Below are 14429 nucleotides of genomic sequence, written 5' to 3' on the forward strand. Positions count from 1 at the left end.
TCGTCCGTGTGGGAGGTGCAAGGACACCCGGACACTCAGAGAGAACGGGCGTTCAGTTCCGTGAGCACGTCGAAGTCGAGCCCGTCGGCCCGCGCCAGATAGATCCGCTGCCGCACATGGGCGTCCCGCAGGTGCAGCAGGCCGCGCGGACCCTCGTACGACACCGCGCCCGCCGCCGCGCCGATCGCCGTCACGTCCAACGTCCCGGCACGCCTCAGCAACGCGGCCAGCAGCAGCACCCCCTCGTAGCAGGACTCGCCGAGGCTGCCGAGGGCGGGCGCCTCGACGCCGTAGCGGGCCGCGTACTGCCCGTGGAAGTCGAGGGTGTCCCGGTTGGCCAGCGACGCGAAGAACCCGGCCGTGCTGTAGAGGTCCTCGGTGGCCGCGGGGCCGCTCGCCATCACCATGTTCTCGTCCATCAGCGTGCTCAGCCGCAGACAGCGCGCGTGCAGGCCGTACGCCGCGAACGCCCGGTTGAAGCGCACCGCGTCGCTGCCGACCAGCAGCATCAGCACCGCGTCCGCGTCCGAGCGCTCGATCCGGCGCAGCACCGGTTCGAAGTCGTGGGTGCCGAGCGGGAGATAGGCCTCGCCGACGACACGACCGTCGGACGCGCGGGCGTACGCACGGGCCGAGCGAGCCGTGTGCCGCGGCCATATGTAGTCGTTGCCCACCACGAACCACCGCCGCACCCCGCGCTCGTGCGCCAGCAGGTCCATCGCGGGCCGCAGTTGGTCACGCGGGGTCTCACTGGTCAGGAAGACGCCCGCCGTGTCCTCGCCGCCCTCGTACAGCGCGGTGTACACGTACGGGACGCGGTGCGCGATACGCGGTGCCAGTGCCTGGCGCACCGAGGAGATGTGCCAGCCCGTGACGCCCTGCACGACACCGAGGTCCACCAGCGCCTCGACCTGGCCGGCGACCTCGCACGGCGCGCCCGAGCCGTCGACCGGCACCAGCCGCAGCTCCCTGCCCAGCACACCGCCGTCCCGGTTGACCTCCTCGGCGGCCAGTCGCGCGCAGAGCTCGCAGGTCGGCCCGAAGATCCCGGCCGGCCCCTGGAGCGGGAAGACGAGGGCCACGCCGAGGACGGAGTCGTCGGCCGTGAACCACTCGGGCGCGGGGAGGTCGTGCCGGAACATGGCGTCATGATTCCGGCTCGGCCGGACGAACTCCAGTGCGTCTCCTACGATGGACACCCCTCGTAGCCAAGGAGCAGGATGCCCACCCCACCCCCACGTCGGCCCGACGACCTGGTGCAGCTGCTGACGCGGGCCGAGCGGCTCGCGGCCCGCCGGCTGCAGGCCGTGCTGGCGGAAGAGGGCTGCTCGCTGGACGCCTGGCGGGTGCTGGCGCTGCTGTCCGACGGCGAGGGGCACCACATGACGGCGATCGCGGAGGCCGCCTTCCTGCCGCCTCCGACCCTGACCAAGCTGGTCGACCAACTCGTCGACCAGAACCTCGTGCACCGCCGGGTCGACCCGTTCGACCGCCGCCGCGTCCTCGCCCGTCTCACCCCGCGCGGCCAGGAGTACTGGCAGCGCGTCGACCGCGCGGTCCGCGCCGGCTGGCCTCCGCTCGGCGAGGGCGACGACGACCTGCTGCGGTCCCTGCTGGACCGGCTCGCGGCGGCGCTGGAGCAGCAGGCAACCGTGTGAGCCCCGAGCGGCCGTGTGAGCCCCGAGGCGGGCAGCCGTGCGAGCCCCGACGCGGAACCGGCGCGCGGATGACTGGTCTACACCCTTGACTGGTACAGACCAACGCGGTTGAGTGTGCCTCCACAGCCCCCCACCACGGCCGCGCCCACGCCGTGACCGGTCCACCGGTGCGTGCGGTGAAGGCTCTGCTCCATCCTGCTCTCGCCCGGGAACGGCCGTGCCCTGCAAAGGAGTTGATCCCGTGTCGAGACGCCGTGTCTCCGCCGTCCTGGCCGTCCTCGCCCTCGCCGGCACCGCGCCGGTGCTGCTGCCCGCCTCGAACGCCTTCGCCGCCGCGTGCTCCAGCTACCCGAACTGGGTGGCGGGGAGGTCGTACGCCGCCGGCGACATCGTCCGCTACACCGACGGCAAGGCGTACATCGCCGAGCACGCCAACCCGGGCTACGACCCCACCATCAGCACCTGGTACTGGGAGCCGTACGCCTGCGACAGCGGTCCGGGCACCCCCGACGCGCGCTTCGTCGTCTCCGAGGCGCAGTTCAACCAGATGTTCCCGAACCGGAATCCGTTCTACACGTACAGCGGCCTCACCACGGCCCTGAACGCCTACCCCGGCTTCGCCAACACCGGCAGCGACACGGTGAAGAAGCAGGAGGCCGCCGCCTTCCTCGCCAACGTCGGCCACGAGACCGGCGGTCTGGTGCACGTGGTGGAGCAGAACACCGCCAACTACCCGCACTACTGCGACTGGAGCCGTCCCTACGGCTGTCCGGCCGGGCAGGCCGCCTACTACGGGCGCGGCCCCATCCAGCTGAGCTGGAACTTCAACTACAAGGCCGCGGGCGACGCGCTCGGCATCGACCTGCTGAACAACCCCTGGCTGGTGCAGAACGACTCGGCCGTCGCCTGGAAGACGGCCCTGTGGTACTGGAACACCCAGACCGGCCCCGGCACCATGACCCCGCACCACGCCATGGTGAACGGCGCCGGCTTCGGCCAGACCATCCGCAGCATCAACGGCTCCCTGGAGTGCGACGGCAAGAACCCGGCGCAGGTGCAGAGCCGCGTGAACAACTACCAGCGGTTCACGCAGATCCTCGGGACGTCACCCGGCGGCAACCTCTCCTGCTGACGCCGGACCACAGGACGTGGTGTCATGCGGGATGTCATGAACCTGACCAGCTGGCCCCGGCCAGTCGTACGAAGGGCATCCCGCATGCGCAGACGCACCCCCCACGCCCTGCTCGCCACGACCGCGGCCCTGGCAGCCGCGGTCGTGGCCCCGCAGCCTGCCGCCGCCGCTGTCCCGGCTCCCGGCACCTACTACGTGCAGAGCGCCACGACCGGGCTCAACGCGGCCGACAGCGGCGGCGCGGTCGAGCAGCACCGGCCCCGCGGCGACGAGGACCGCCAGCAGTGGCGGCTGAAGCCCAGCGGGTCCTCGTACCTCCTGGAGAACACCGACGCGCCCGGCAGCTGCCTCGGTCGCGACGGCGACCAGGCCGCGACCGTCGCCTGCACCGGCGGCGACGCCCTCTGGGAGATCACCCCGCTCGGAGCCGACCGCCACACCCTGAAGGCCCCGGGCACCACGCGGTACCTCACCGTGGCCCCCAAACCGTCCGGTGCCAACTACCCGGCGCGGCTGGCCCTCGGCGGTGCGGGCGACCTCGCCGCCTGGTACCTCACCCCGGTCAGTCCCGTCACCTCCCCCATGCCACCGCAGGACCGGCGCACCCTGGACCAGGTCACGTTCCTCACCGCGCACAACGCCTACGCCAACGGCGTCGACGGCGGTTTCGCCCCGCCCTTCGTCAACCTGGTGCCCAACCAGAGCCGTGGCATCGAGCGGCAACTCGCCGACGGAGTCCGCGGATTCATGCTGGACATCCACCAGACCCCGGACGGCGCGATCCTCTGCCACAACAGCTGCACCCTCGTCAGCCGGCCGGTCGCCCTGTGGGTCGACCTCCAGCGCATCGTCGACTTCCTGGAGGCCCGCCCCGACCAGTTCGTCACCGTCTTCCTGGAGGACTACGTCGACCCCGGCGTCCTGCGCGCCGAACTCGCCCGGGTCGACGGCCTGGCGGACGTGCTCCACCGGCCCGACCGCACCGGCGTACGGCAGAACGGCTGGCCGGCGATGGCGGACCTGATCGCCGCGAACGACCGGCTGCTGATCTTCACCGACCACAGCCGCTCCGCCGACCAGGCCGCGGGCCTGACCCGGGACGCCTTCGGCGTCATGTACCAACGCGAATGGACCGTCGAGAACCACTGGTCCATGGGCCCGGGGATCGGCGCCTCCGACTGGTCCTGCTACAGCCGCTGGTACGACGCCGGCACGAACCTCCCGCTGACCCGCACCGAACCGGGCTTCCGTCCGCTGTTCGTCATGAACCACTTCCGCGACGCCGGGATCACCGCCACGGCCGCCACGGACAACGCCAAACTCGCCGACCGCGCCCGGCGCTTCTGCCAGCCCGCCGCCCGCAAGAAGCCCACCTTCCTCGCCGTCGACCACTACGACCTCGGCGACCCGGCCGCCGCCGTCGCCGCCCTCAACGCGTACACGTATCCGTAAAACCGCCGTACCGGCCCGCGCGGCGTGTGTGACACTCCGCCGATGGACTCACAGACGATCACCGCGGACGCCGCGGGCACCTGGAAACTCGGCGACCTGCCCGTCCACCGCCTCGGCCTCGGCGCGATGCGGCTGACGGGCAGCGGCGCCTTCCACCACGGCACGCCCAGCGACCGCGCACGGTCGATCGCCGTCCTGCGCAGGGCGATCGACCTCGGCGTCAACCACATCGACACGGCCGCCTTCTACTTCTCGTCGCTGCGATCCGCCAACGAACTCATCAACAGCGCGCTCGCGCCGTACCGCGACGACCTGGTGATTGTCACCAAGGTGGGTCCGTACCGGAGGTACACGGGGGAGTGGGGCACCTCGGCGCGCCCCGACGAACTGCGCGGCCACGTCGAGGAGAACCTCCGCCAGCTCGGCCGCGACCACCTGGACGTCGTCAACCTGCGCCGGATGCCGACGTACGACTCGATCGCCGAACACTTCGGCGCCCTCGCCGAACTGCGCGAGGCGGGCCTGATCCAGCACCTCGGCATCTCCAACGTCACGCCCCGCCATCTGGCCGAGGCACAGGCCATCGCGCCGGTGGTCTGCGTGCAGAACCGGTACGCCCTCGACCGGCCCGACCCCGTCTCGGACGAACTCCTCCGCGTCTGCGGCGAGCAGGGCATCGCCTTCGTGCCGTTCTACGCCGTCGCCGGCGACGCCGGTGAGCACGGCGCGACCACCGCCCACGACGAGGAACTCCAAGCCGTGGCCCGGGCCCACGGCGCGAGCCCCGCGCAGATCCGCATCGCCTGGACGCTGCACCGGGGACCTCACGTCCTCGCCATCCCCGGCACCGGCAACCCCGAACACCTCACGGAGAACGTGGCAGCGGGCGCGATCCGCCTCACCGGCGAGGAACTGCAGCGGCTCGACGGACTGCGGAGGAAGGCCGGCCGAGCGGACACCCCCTAGGCCGCCCAGACCCCCTCCCGCATGAGATGCCTGCGCGGCAGCTCGTGCACCTCGCACCACGCCTGGACCGCGCGCGGCCGGACCCGGAAGAAGGCGTACGACGCGTGGTCCTCGCGCGGGTCCCAGCCGGTCTTCGCCCGGAACGCCTCGGCCGCCGCCGACGGCACCCGCCGGGCCGTGAAGGTCTCCGCGTCACCGTCGACGAGCACGACGTCCCGGGTGTCCCCGAGGGCCAGCCGGGCCCGGCGGCCGTCCCGCAGGTTCCGGCCGGTGGGGTTGGTCAGCCGGGTGCACAGCCAGACGGCCTCCTCGTGCCAGACGAACCACAGCGGGACCAGGCACGGCACGCCGTCGGCGTCCGCCGTGGCGACCCAGATGTCCATCTCCCGCTCCAGCCGGTCCAGCACGTCGGCCTTGCGCTGCGCGGGGGTGCGAGGTGGCTCGGTGATCTCCATGGGAGGGACGCTAACGCGCGCCGGGGCCTCGCACCTCGGGCCTCGGACGTAGGCCCGGGGCCTAGGCACTGTCTGATAATTGATCTTGTGGTGGGTCGAGGTGAGTTGACGGATGCGGCATGGGAGCGGATAGCGCCCCTGCTGCCTGGTGTTGACGGTCGTGGTCGTCCGTGGCGGGATCACCGGCAGGTGATCAACGGGGTGTTGTGGCGGTTGCGGACCGGTGCTCCGTGGCGTGACCTGCCGGAACGCTACGGGCCGTGGCAGACGGTCTATGAACGGTTCGCCCGCTGGGAGGCGGACGGAACCTGGGCTCGCCTGCTCGAACAGGTCCAGGTCCGCGACGACTCCGTCGGAGCCGTGGAGTGGACCGTGTCTGTCGACTCCACGATCAGCCGGGCCCATCAGCACGCCGCCGGAGCCCGCAAAAAGGGGCGGCGGCGGGGGACGAACTGGAAGATCCGGCACGCCCGTCGGCTGGCCAGGCGCTGGGCCGGTCCCGCGGCGGGCTGACCACCAAGCTCCACCTCGCCTGCGACGGCCGGGGCCTGCCCCTGGCTGTCGTCGTCACGCCCGGCAACGTCAACGACTCCACCGTCTTCGACATGGTCATGGACGAGCTGAGGGTGCCCCGGACCGGCGCCGGGCGCCCCCGCCTCAGGCCCGATGCGGTCGTCGCGGACAAGGCGTACTCGTCCCGGGCGATCCGCCAGTCCCTGCGACGCAGAGGCATCCGGGCAGTGATCCCGGAGCGGGCGGACCAGAAGGCCAACCGCCTGCGGCGAGGGAAGGCCGGCGGCAGACCGCCGGCCTTCGACCGCGAGCTTTACAGGGCCCGCAACGTGATCGAACGCTGCTTCAACCGCCTCAAGCAGTTCCGCGCGATCGCCACCCGCTTCGACAAACTCGCCACCCGCTACAAGGCCGGAGTCCACCTCGCCGCACTTATCCTCTGGCTCCGCGAACCCAACCAAGATCCTTTGTCAGACAGGGCCTAGGCCGTGTCCGCGCCGTGGCTGGTGATCAGGGCTCCTTGTCGGCCAACAGCTGGGAGCCGAGGGTGTCGTACGCCCATCGTTCCCACTTGGCCGGTGGCCACGCCCGGTCGCGGGTGAGGACGAGGAAGAGCTCCGGGCTGAGGACGGCGTACAGGACGTCCGCCGCTTCTTCGAGGGGGACGGCCGGGCGGGCGCCCGGCTTCCGGGTCAGGGACCTCGCCGCTGTCGAGAGCACGGTGTACCGGGGGTCCGCCTGATCCGGCCACAACTCCCGGATCTCCGGGTTGGTCGCGGTCGCGGCGCGGACCATCTCGTTGAGGGCCGCGACGCGTTCGAGGGTCCTCCTCGTGCCGGCGACCAGTGCGGCCAGCGCGGACCGGGCGGTGGGCGCGGCCATGACCTCTGCGAACCAGGGCCGCTCCATCGTCGGGACGGGTTCGTCGTCGCCCGCGATCGCGACATCGACAAGCTCCTTCAGCAGCGAGGGCTTGTTCCGGAAGACGAAGTAGATCGTCTGGACCGCCACGCCCGCCCGGTCGGCGATCTCCTGCAGCCTGGTCGCCCCGTAGCCCTGCTCCATGAAGAGTGCGCCGGCCGCCTCGATGATGCGTCGCCGTGTCTCCTGGGCCTTGTTGGCCTGTTTTCCCCTGCCTTCACCCATGGCTGGAGTCTATATCTAGAGTCGAACTCTAGAGATGAGCTCTAGTCGTAGGAGGGCAAGCCGTGAACACGATCGCCAACCGTCAGCAGGCAGAGGCGTGGAACGACTGGGAGGGCGTCCTCTGGGCCGAACAGCCCGAGCGGTACAACGGGATGATGGGCGCATTCAACGCACCCCTGTTCGCCGCCGCGGGTATCGCGGCCACGGACCGGGTCCTCGACGTCGGCTGCGGCACCGGTCAGACGACACGTCTTGCGGCGCGACAGGCGCGCGACGGACACGTCGTGGGAATCGACCTGTCCGCGCCGATGCTGGAACGCGCCCGCCGTGACGCCGCCACGGAAGGCCTCGACAACGTCACCTTCGAGCAGGGCGACGCCCAGGTGCATCCGTTCCCCGACGGCGGGTTCGACGTCCTCATCAGCCGCGGCGGTGTCATGTTCTTCGCCGACCACATCGCGGCTTTCACCCATCTGCGGCACGCTCTCGTGCCGGACGGCCGCCTCGCGTTCCTCGGCCCGCAGCCCGCCGGCCCGGACAGTGCCTACGCCCGGGCGACCGCCGCGTTGACGCCGTTCCTTCGCGAGGCATCCCCCGCGTCCCGGGGTATGGGATCGCTCCTCGACCCCGGCCGCATCCGCCACGTGCTCGCCGCCGGCGGGTTCACCGACATCGAGGTGGTCCCATGCGAGGCGCCCATGACCTTGGGCGCCGACGCCGCCGACGCCGCGAACTTCCTCTTCTCCATGGGGCCGACGCGCTACAACCTGCGCGATGTCGCCCCGGCGACCGTCGCCCGTGTCCGTGCCGAAGTGCGCGACGCACTCGTGGAGTTCGAGACCGCGGACGGTGTCCGCGTCCCAGGGGGAGTCTGGATCGTCACGGCGGCGCGCGAAAGCCGCCAGGGCGCGTCCGGGCGCGGGTCGCACCTCCCCCTGAGCGCGTAGGACCGCCGCCCTCGGCGCTTCCGACTCGCCCCGGCGTCACGGTCCTTCGAGGTACTGCGCCACCCCCTCCCCGAGGGACCAGTCGGCCGATGCGTTCTCGGTCAGGACGACGAACACGTTCCGCGGCTCGGTGCCCGCGTACGCCTGGGCGAGTTCGGCGATCCTGCGGTACAGCGCCTGCTTCTGCGCGGGCGTGCGACCGGAGCGCAGGGTGATCGCCACGTAGGCGATGCCGTCGTCGCGACGCACGCCGAGGTAGTCGTCCTACCGCAGGGTGCCGCTGGTGCCGTCGTGGTCCACGAGGACCTGGAACCGGTCGTCGGGCGGGATGCCGATCGTCTCGGTCAGGGCGTCGTGGACCGCACGGCCGAGCGCGGCGAGGCGCTCCGGTCCGGCGCGCAGCGTGTCGATGCGGGTGAAGGGCACGGGGGCCTCCCGGGAGGTCGTCGAGCAGGTCTGTACATACTAGTAGTTACAGAAGGCGGCGACCCGGTTGGCATCCGGGGAGTTTTACGTATAACCTCTCGCGCTAACCCCGCGCTCCGAGAGGCCCCGATGAGACGTATCACCCTGGTCACCCTCGTCGTCGACGACTACGACGAGGCGATCCGCTTCTACACCGAGGCCCTCGGATTCCGGCTCGTCGAGGACGCGCCCCGGCCCGACGGATCCCGCTGGGTCGTCGTCGAACCCGGCGCCCCGGGTGCGGGCACCGGCCTGCTGCTCGCCCGCGCCAAGGGAGAGGCCCAGCAGGCCCGGGTCGGGGACCAGACCGGCGGGCGCGTCGGGTTCTTCCTGCACACCGACGACTTCGCCCGCGACCACGCCCGGATGACGGCCGCGGGCGTGACCTTCCTGGAGGAGCCGCGGTACGAGCCGTACGGCACCGTCGCCGTCTTCCAGGACCTGTACGGCAACCGCTGGGATCTGCTCCAGCCCGCCGCCTGACCCTCTCTCGCCGCTGAGGACCACTCCGCTCAAGGAAAGACCCGCCATGACCGCTACGCGTGTAGACACCGAAGTGATCCGTCGCCTCCCCAAGGCCGTCCTGCACGACCACCTCGACGGCGGCCTGCGCCCCGCCACCGTCGTGGAACTCGCGGACGCGATCGGCCACACCCTGCCCACCGCCGACCCCGACGAGCTCGCCGCCTGGTACTACGAGGCCGCCAACTCCGGTGACCTGGTGCGTTACATAGCCACCTTCGAGCACACCCTCGCCGTCATGCAGACCCGCGAGGGCCTGCTGCGCACCGCCGAGGAGTACGTGCTCGACCTCGCCGCGGACGGCGTCGTCTACGGCGAGGTGCGCTACGCCCCCGAGCTGAACACCCGGGGCGGGCTGACCATGGCCGAGGTCGTGGAGACCGTCCAGGAGGGCCTGGCGGCGGGCATGGCCAAGGCGGCTGCCGCGGGGACGCCGGTGCGGGTCGGCACCCTGCTGTGCGGGATGCGGATGTTCGACCGGGTGCGTGAGGCCGCCGACCTGGCCGTGGGGTTCCGGGACGCGGGTGTCGTCGGCTTCGACATCGCCGGCGCCGAGGACGGCTTCCCGCCCGCCGACCACCTCGCGGCCTTCGAGCACCTGCGCCGCGAGAACGTACCGTTCACCATCCACGCGGGCGAGGCCCACGGCCTGCCCAGCATCCACCAGGCGCTCCAGGTGTGCGGCGCCCAGCGCATCGGGCACGGCGTGCGGATCACCGACGACATCCCCGACCTCGCGGCGGGCAAGCTCGGCCGGCTCGCGGGCTGGGTGCGCGACCGGCGCATCGCCCTGGAGATGTGCCCCACGTCCAACCTCCAGACGGGCGCCGCGACGTCCATCGCCGAGCACCCGATCACCGCGCTGAAGGACCTCGGCTTCCGGGTCACGGTGAACACCGACAACCGGCTGGTGTCGGGCACGACGATGACCCGCGAGATGACCCTGCTGGTCCAGGAGGCGGGCTGGAGCGTGGAGGACCTGCGCACGGTCACGGTGAACGCCCTGAAGAGCGCGTTCCTCCCGTTCGACGAGCGGAACGCACTCATCCGCGACGTGGTCCTGCCCGGCTACGCGGCCGCGCTCTGAAGCAGCCCCTTGAGGTAGGCGGCCTGTCCGACGTGCTGGAGATCGTCGGACAGGACGCTGACCAGCCGTACGCCCAGGCTGACCGGCGGGTCCCAGCGCTCGTCGACGATGCGCTCCAGGTCCTTGGCGGCGAGGCCGCGCAGGGCGTCCAGGCTCTGCGCGTGCACCGCGTCGTAGTAGCCGGTCAGCAGGTCGCCGGAGTCGACCCTGACCTTGGCGACCTTGGCGGGGCTGTGGCCGTAGCCCGTGTCGTGGCGCGGCAGGCCCAGCCCGAAGCGCTTCTCCCAGTCCTGGGAGAGCCACACCTGGTCGAGGTCGAAGGCGTCGGCGATGTGGTCGTCCTGGACGCGGGTGAGGTGCCAGACCAGCCACGCGATGGAGTTGGTGTCGGGGGAGGGGCGGGCGGCCAGTTCGTCGGGCCCGAGCCCCTCGACGGTGGCGTGGACTTCTTCCCGGATGCGGTTGTAGCCGTCGATGAGGATGTCCTTCGCATGCATGGCTCCACCATCGCGCATCGGCGCGCCGCGTGCGCCCCCGGTCACGCGCCGGCGGTCTCCAGCAGCCCCATCAGCGCTCGGGCCGCCGGGCTGGTGGCCTGCCGGGGCGGCAGCAGCGCCACCGTCTCGTAGACGGCCTCGCCGGTGCCCTTCACGGGCAGCGCGGTCAGGGAGGCGCGCTTGTGCGCGAAGTGCCGGGGCACGACGGCCACGCCCAGGTTCTCGTCGACCAGGTCGAGCAGCGTGTGCACGTCGTTCACCTCCAGGGCCACGGCCCGCCGGACGCCCGCGGCGGCGAACACCGTGTCGGTGGTGCGGCGCGGCCCCCAGTCCGGATGGAAGTCGACGAACACCTCCCCGCCCAGGTCCTGAGGCGTCACGGCCGCGCCCGCGGCGGCGAGCCGGTGGCTGGAGTGGCACAGCAGCGTCATCGGCTCGCTGGTCAGCGGCACCGACCGCAGCTGGTCGCTGTCCTCCTGCGTCCGCACGGCGAACGCCAGGTCGAGCCGCCCGGCCGCGACCTCCTCCGCGAGCGCGCCCGACCCGGCCTGCCGGAGGCAGATCTCCACATCCGGGTGACGGTGCCGGAACGCGGCGAGCAGCCTCGCCACGTGTACCCCGGCGATGCACTGCTCGCTGCCCAGCGCGAGCATGCCGCGCAGCACGCCCTGCACCGCCGCCACCGCCTCGTGGGCCGAGCGCACCTGCGCCAGGATCCGCTCCGCCTCGCCGAGCAGGGCCCGCCCGGCCGGGGTGAGCGTCACCCGGCGGGTCGTGCGCACGAACAGCGGCGTCTGCAGCTCACGCTCCAGCGCCCGGATCGAGGCCGACAGGCCCGACTGGGACACCAGGAGGCGCTCGGCCGCACGGGTGAAGTGCTGGTCCTCGGCGACCGCGACGAAATGCTGCAAGTGGCGCAGTTCCATGACTGAGAAGCGTAGCCGCTGAATTCCATCGGATTCTTCTGTTGGACGCATGGGCGCAGGTCACGCCAGAGTGGACACCGGTTTCCTCCCGTCCGAGCCAAACCCTCTGGAGTCGCGTTGTACACCGCACACCCCGACCGCTACGCGGACATGCCCTACCGGCGCACCGGACGCAGCGGCCTGAAGCTCCCCGCGCTCTCGCTCGGCCTGTGGCACAACTTCGGCCCGGACCGTCCCGTCGAGACCCAGCGCGCCATCCTGCGCCGCGCCTTCGACCTCGGCGTCACCCACTTCGACCTCGCCAACAACTACGGCCCGCCGCCCGGCGCCGCCGAGTCCGCCTTCGGCGAGTTCCTGAAGTCGGACTTCGCGCGCCACCGCGACGAGCTGGTCATCTCCACCAAGGCCGGCTACCTGATGTGGCCCGGCCCGTACGGCGAGTGGGGCTCGCGCAAGTACCTGCTGTCCTCGCTGGACCAGAGCCTGAGCCGGATGGGCCTGGACTACGTCGACATCTTCTACTCGCACCGCCCGGACCCGGACACTCCGCTGGAGGAGACCATGGGCGCCCTGCACTCGGCGGTGCAGCAGGGCAAGGCGCTGTACGTCGGTGTCTCCAACTACTCCGCGGAGCAGACCCGCGAGGCCGCCCGCCTCCTGGGCGAGCTGGGCACCCCGCTCCTCATCCACCAGCCGCGCTACTCGATGCTGGACCGCCGCCCCGAGGACGAGGGCCTGCTGGACGCCCTCGACGAGCTCCAGGTCGGCTCCATCGTCTTCTCCCCGCTGGAGCAGGGCCTGCTCTCCGCCCGCTACCTCGACGGCATCCCCGAGGACTCCCGGGCGGCGAGCGACAGCCCGTTCCTCCAGTCCGACGCCGTCACCGAGGAGCTGGTGGGCCGGCTGCGCGACCTGAACGACATCGCGAAGACGCGCGGTCAGACCCTCGCCCAGATGGCGCTGGCCTGGGTCCTGCGCGGCGGCCGGGTGACCTCGGCGCTGGTCGGTGCGAGCAGCCCGCAGCAGGTGGAGGACAGCGTCGGAGCCATCGCCCACCTGGACTTCGACGCGGACGAGCTGGCCCGCATCGACGCCATCGTCCGGCAGTAGCCGCCGCGCTGCCCGGGGGAGCGCGGCCCCTGGCACACGGGAATGGGACGACAGGCCTAGGAACCGATCCGTTCCTCCAGGCGCACGGTCACCGTGTCGCCCTCTCCCTTGCCGATGGCCTTGCGGACGTCGGCCTTCACGGGCAGCTTGTGCGTGCCGTCGCCGAGGGCCATGAACGAGCTGCGGAACGGATGCCCGTCGATCGTCCCGCGGACCTTGACCAGGCCGCGGGTGCCGAAGAACGCGACGGACTCGGGCCAGACCAGATAGGTCCAGCCGCCCTCGGCGGGGCTCTTCTGCAGGACGGCGGTGAACTCGGCGTCCAGTTCTCCGGTCGGGGCCATGACGTCCTCCCGTGCTCGGCGGTCTCCCACACGGCAGACCGCCGGGCACCGGAAAACTCATCGCGGACCCCGGCTCACGCCCCGGCGGGCACCCGGTCCAGGAACCCCAGCACGGCCCTGATCCGGCCCTGCTCGTCCAGCGTGATCACATCCGACCCGGCCACCGGCGCCGAACCGTCGGCCTCGCTCACCAGCTCCCACGAGAAACGCGCGGTGTCGTGGTGCCCGTCGACCGCGCCGGCGAGCCGGAAGACGAACCCCGGGAACTGCTCCCGCGCCGCGGCGATCACCGCGGCGATCTGCTCATGGCCGCTGACGTCGGCCAGGGGGTCGGTGTAACCGCCGTCCGGGGTCCAGGCGGCGGCGACCGCCTTCTCCCGCGCCACCGGGTCCGGGGCGTTCCAGGCCTCGAAGTAGCGGGCGACGGCGTCCTCGTGACGACGGTCGGGTGCGGACATGGGCGATCAGCCTCCAGGAAGGGTCATACCTGCTGGTCGGAGCCCGGATCACCCAGTGCGGCGAACCCGGCGTGAACCACCCTGCCCGGGCCCGCCGGAACCGTCGATTACCTCCCGGGTCATGCCCCTCGGAGACCGCCGCCACGTTTCGGCCAACTCCGGGGGTGAATATGCCAGGAGAGTGGCCGGAAAGTCGTGGTGACAGTGTTTCAGTAGTGAACATACTGACCTGCGAGAGCGCTTTCACGTCCAGCGACGGCGCCCTCACGCACAGCACGCGAGCCGCCCGAGCAGCGAGGCCGGGCCGGCAGACGGGCAGGGCGACGGGGGAGGGTCACGTGCACGACGAGTTTCTGTGCCACGTCACGGCGTACGGAGTCTGCGACGGCCGCCGCATCGGAGTACCCCTGGGCACCTACCGGGCCCCCACCCTCGCCCTCGCCCTGTGGTGGCTGCGCGACCGCGCCTCCTGGATCGCCCAACGCCTCGACCCCCAGCCGGACGCCGAGCACTTACCGCCGGGCGCGCTCGTGCCGGTCGCCGACACCGTGCCCGACGTGCCCATGCTGCTGCGCGCCTGGTGCGCCGACCCCGCCCAGCAGGAGCGGGTCGCCGAGGAGCTGGCGGCCGGCCGGCTGGTGCGCATCGCCACCAGCGACGAGACGACCGAGTACGAACTGCTCGCCGAGTCGGTGGACGCCCTGCGGATGCAGCGCACGGCTCCCGTCCTCGGTATCCCCGTGGCCTGACC

Annotated in this window: 17 protein-coding genes and 1 pseudogene; 10 read left to right on the forward strand and 8 right to left on the reverse strand. The window is 71.7% G+C overall.

The window, feature by feature from the left end:
* Positions 1-35: 35 nt before the first annotated feature.
* Positions 36-1142 carry a substrate-binding domain-containing protein gene (locus tag ACSUPV_RS39355; protein ID WP_031118637.1) on the reverse strand — a complete coding sequence of 369 codons (1107 nt, stop codon included), beginning with the start codon at positions 1140-1142 and terminating at the stop codon, positions 36-38.
* Between the two features lie 78 nt (positions 1143-1220).
* Between ACSUPV_RS39355 and ACSUPV_RS39360 the strand changes: the two genes are divergently transcribed.
* The 4 genes from ACSUPV_RS39360 to ACSUPV_RS39375 all read left to right on the forward strand — a co-directional run bounded on the left by ACSUPV_RS39360 (position 1221) and on the right by ACSUPV_RS39375 (position 5208).
* Positions 1221-1658, forward strand: coding sequence for a MarR family winged helix-turn-helix transcriptional regulator (locus tag ACSUPV_RS39360; RefSeq protein ID WP_037758209.1), 438 nt, complete (start codon positions 1221-1223; stop codon positions 1656-1658).
* 241 nt (positions 1659-1899) lie between these two features.
* Positions 1900-2790, forward strand: coding sequence for a glycoside hydrolase family 19 protein (locus ACSUPV_RS39365; RefSeq protein ID WP_436949677.1), 891 nt, complete (start codon positions 1900-1902; stop codon positions 2788-2790).
* Between the two features lie 84 nt (positions 2791-2874).
* Positions 2875-4242 (forward strand): phospholipase, encoded by a 1368-nt coding sequence (locus ACSUPV_RS39370; RefSeq protein WP_436949678.1) that lies wholly within the window; start codon positions 2875-2877, stop codon positions 4240-4242.
* Between the two features lie 42 nt (positions 4243-4284).
* Positions 4285-5208, forward strand: a complete 924-nt coding sequence (locus tag ACSUPV_RS39375; RefSeq protein ID WP_436949679.1) for an oxidoreductase — start codon at positions 4285-4287, stop codon at positions 5206-5208.
* Here the strand turns inward: ACSUPV_RS39375 and ACSUPV_RS39380 are convergent.
* Positions 5205-5663 carry a pyridoxamine 5'-phosphate oxidase family protein gene (locus ACSUPV_RS39380; RefSeq protein ID WP_031118642.1) on the reverse strand — a complete coding sequence of 153 codons (459 nt, stop codon included), beginning with the start codon at positions 5661-5663 and terminating at the stop codon, positions 5205-5207. The two genes, ACSUPV_RS39375 and ACSUPV_RS39380, sit on opposite strands and share 4 nt — an antisense overlap.
* A 90-nt stretch (positions 5664-5753) precedes the next feature.
* On the opposite strand from ACSUPV_RS39380, the gene ACSUPV_RS39385 reads away from it, so the two are divergent.
* Positions 5754-6661, forward strand: a protein-coding gene (locus ACSUPV_RS39385; protein ID WP_436949860.1) for an IS5 family transposase whose coding sequence is annotated in 2 segments (ribosomal slippage) — positions 5754-6099 and positions 6099-6661 — 909 coding nt in all. Because the reading frame shifts where the segments join, the coding sequence is not laid out codon by codon here.
* 25 nt (positions 6662-6686) lie between these two features.
* On the opposite strand, the gene ACSUPV_RS39390 is transcribed toward ACSUPV_RS39385, so the two are convergent.
* Positions 6687-7322 (reverse strand): TetR/AcrR family transcriptional regulator, encoded by a 636-nt coding sequence (locus ACSUPV_RS39390; RefSeq protein ID WP_037758220.1) that lies wholly within the window; start codon positions 7320-7322, stop codon positions 6687-6689.
* 62 nt (positions 7323-7384) lie between these two features.
* Between ACSUPV_RS39390 and ACSUPV_RS39395 the strand changes: the two genes are divergently transcribed.
* Positions 7385-8269, forward strand: coding sequence for a class I SAM-dependent methyltransferase (locus ACSUPV_RS39395; protein ID WP_436949680.1), 885 nt, complete (start codon positions 7385-7387; stop codon positions 8267-8269).
* A gap of 36 nt (positions 8270-8305) precedes the next feature.
* On the opposite strand, the pseudogene ACSUPV_RS39400 reads toward ACSUPV_RS39395, so the two are convergent.
* Positions 8306-8695: pseudogene (locus ACSUPV_RS39400) on the reverse strand (tautomerase family protein).
* A 129-nt stretch (positions 8696-8824) separates the two neighbouring features.
* On the opposite strand from ACSUPV_RS39400, the gene ACSUPV_RS39405 reads away from it, so the two are divergent.
* Together ACSUPV_RS39405 and ACSUPV_RS39410 are read left to right on the forward strand one after the other, a co-directional pair.
* Positions 8825-9217, forward strand: coding sequence for a VOC family protein (locus tag ACSUPV_RS39405; RefSeq protein WP_436949681.1), 393 nt, complete (start codon positions 8825-8827; stop codon positions 9215-9217).
* A 46-nt stretch (positions 9218-9263) separates the two neighbouring features.
* Positions 9264-10343 (forward strand): adenosine deaminase, encoded by a 1080-nt coding sequence (locus ACSUPV_RS39410; RefSeq protein ID WP_436949682.1) that lies wholly within the window; start codon positions 9264-9266, stop codon positions 10341-10343.
* Here the strand turns inward: ACSUPV_RS39410 and ACSUPV_RS39415 are convergent.
* A complete protein-coding gene (locus tag ACSUPV_RS39415) occupies positions 10325-10840 on the reverse strand; it encodes a mycothiol transferase (RefSeq protein ID WP_436949683.1) in 516 nt (171 codons plus the stop codon). The two genes, ACSUPV_RS39410 and ACSUPV_RS39415, sit on opposite strands and share 19 nt — an antisense overlap.
* A gap of 41 nt (positions 10841-10881) precedes the next feature.
* Positions 10882-11766: a LysR family transcriptional regulator gene (locus ACSUPV_RS39420; RefSeq protein WP_031118649.1), complete on the reverse strand. Its 885-nt coding sequence runs from the start codon at positions 11764-11766 to the stop codon at positions 10882-10884.
* 117 nt (positions 11767-11883) lie between these two features.
* Here ACSUPV_RS39420 and mgrA point away from each other — a divergent pair, with 117 nt between their 5' ends.
* Positions 11884-12876 carry an L-glyceraldehyde 3-phosphate reductase gene (gene mgrA / locus ACSUPV_RS39425; RefSeq protein ID WP_436949684.1) on the forward strand — a complete coding sequence of 331 codons (993 nt, stop codon included), beginning with the start codon at positions 11884-11886 and terminating at the stop codon, positions 12874-12876.
* Between the two features lie 56 nt (positions 12877-12932).
* Here the strand turns inward: mgrA and ACSUPV_RS39430 are convergent, their stop codons facing one another.
* Both ACSUPV_RS39430 and ACSUPV_RS39435 read right to left on the reverse strand, forming a co-directional pair.
* On the reverse strand, positions 12933-13220 hold the full coding sequence (locus ACSUPV_RS39430) for a DUF1905 domain-containing protein (RefSeq protein ID WP_031118652.1): 288 nt from the start codon (positions 13218-13220) through the stop codon (positions 12933-12935).
* A gap of 74 nt (positions 13221-13294) precedes the next feature.
* Entirely contained in the window at positions 13295-13678 is a 384-nt protein-coding gene (locus ACSUPV_RS39435; RefSeq protein ID WP_031118653.1) for a nuclear transport factor 2 family protein, read from the reverse strand.
* A 338-nt stretch (positions 13679-14016) separates the two neighbouring features.
* Here ACSUPV_RS39435 and ACSUPV_RS39440 point away from each other — a divergent pair, with 338 nt between their 5' ends.
* On the forward strand, positions 14017-14427 hold the full coding sequence (locus ACSUPV_RS39440; protein WP_031118654.1) for a hypothetical protein: 411 nt from the start codon (positions 14017-14019) through the stop codon (positions 14425-14427).
* Positions 14428-14429 lie beyond the last annotated feature (2 nt).

The organism is Streptomyces sp. SudanB52_2052, assembly GCF_964272415.1.
Lineage (GTDB): Bacteria > Actinomycetota > Actinomycetes > Streptomycetales > Streptomycetaceae > Streptomyces > Streptomyces olindensis.

Coding starts and splice junctions, on each gene's coding strand:
- ACSUPV_RS39355 (WP_031118637.1), bottom strand. CDS start 1,142: ATGTTCCGGCACGACCTCCCCGCGCCCGAGTGGTTCACGGCCGACGAC.
- ACSUPV_RS39430 (WP_031118652.1), bottom strand. CDS start 13,220: ATGGCCCCGACCGGAGAACTGGACGCCGAGTTCACCGCCGTCCTGCAG.
- ACSUPV_RS39360 (WP_037758209.1), top strand. CDS start 1,221: ATGCCCACCCCACCCCCACGTCGGCCCGACGACCTGGTGCAGCTGCTG.
- ACSUPV_RS39435 (WP_031118653.1), bottom strand. CDS start 13,678: ATGTCCGCACCCGACCGTCGTCACGAGGACGCCGTCGCCCGCTACTTC.
- ACSUPV_RS39390 (WP_037758220.1), bottom strand. CDS start 7,322: ATGGGTGAAGGCAGGGGAAAACAGGCCAACAAGGCCCAGGAGACACGG.
- ACSUPV_RS39370 (WP_436949678.1), top strand. CDS start 2,875: ATGCGCAGACGCACCCCCCACGCCCTGCTCGCCACGACCGCGGCCCTG.
- ACSUPV_RS39420 (WP_031118649.1), bottom strand. CDS start 11,766: ATGGAACTGCGCCACTTGCAGCATTTCGTCGCGGTCGCCGAGGACCAG.
- ACSUPV_RS39405 (WP_436949681.1), top strand. CDS start 8,825: ATGAGACGTATCACCCTGGTCACCCTCGTCGTCGACGACTACGACGAG.
- ACSUPV_RS39415 (WP_436949683.1), bottom strand. CDS start 10,840: ATGCATGCGAAGGACATCCTCATCGACGGCTACAACCGCATCCGGGAA.
- ACSUPV_RS39380 (WP_031118642.1), bottom strand. CDS start 5,663: ATGGAGATCACCGAGCCACCTCGCACCCCCGCGCAGCGCAAGGCCGAC.
- ACSUPV_RS39375 (WP_436949679.1), top strand. CDS start 4,285: ATGGACTCACAGACGATCACCGCGGACGCCGCGGGCACCTGGAAACTC.
- ACSUPV_RS39410 (WP_436949682.1), top strand. CDS start 9,264: ATGACCGCTACGCGTGTAGACACCGAAGTGATCCGTCGCCTCCCCAAG.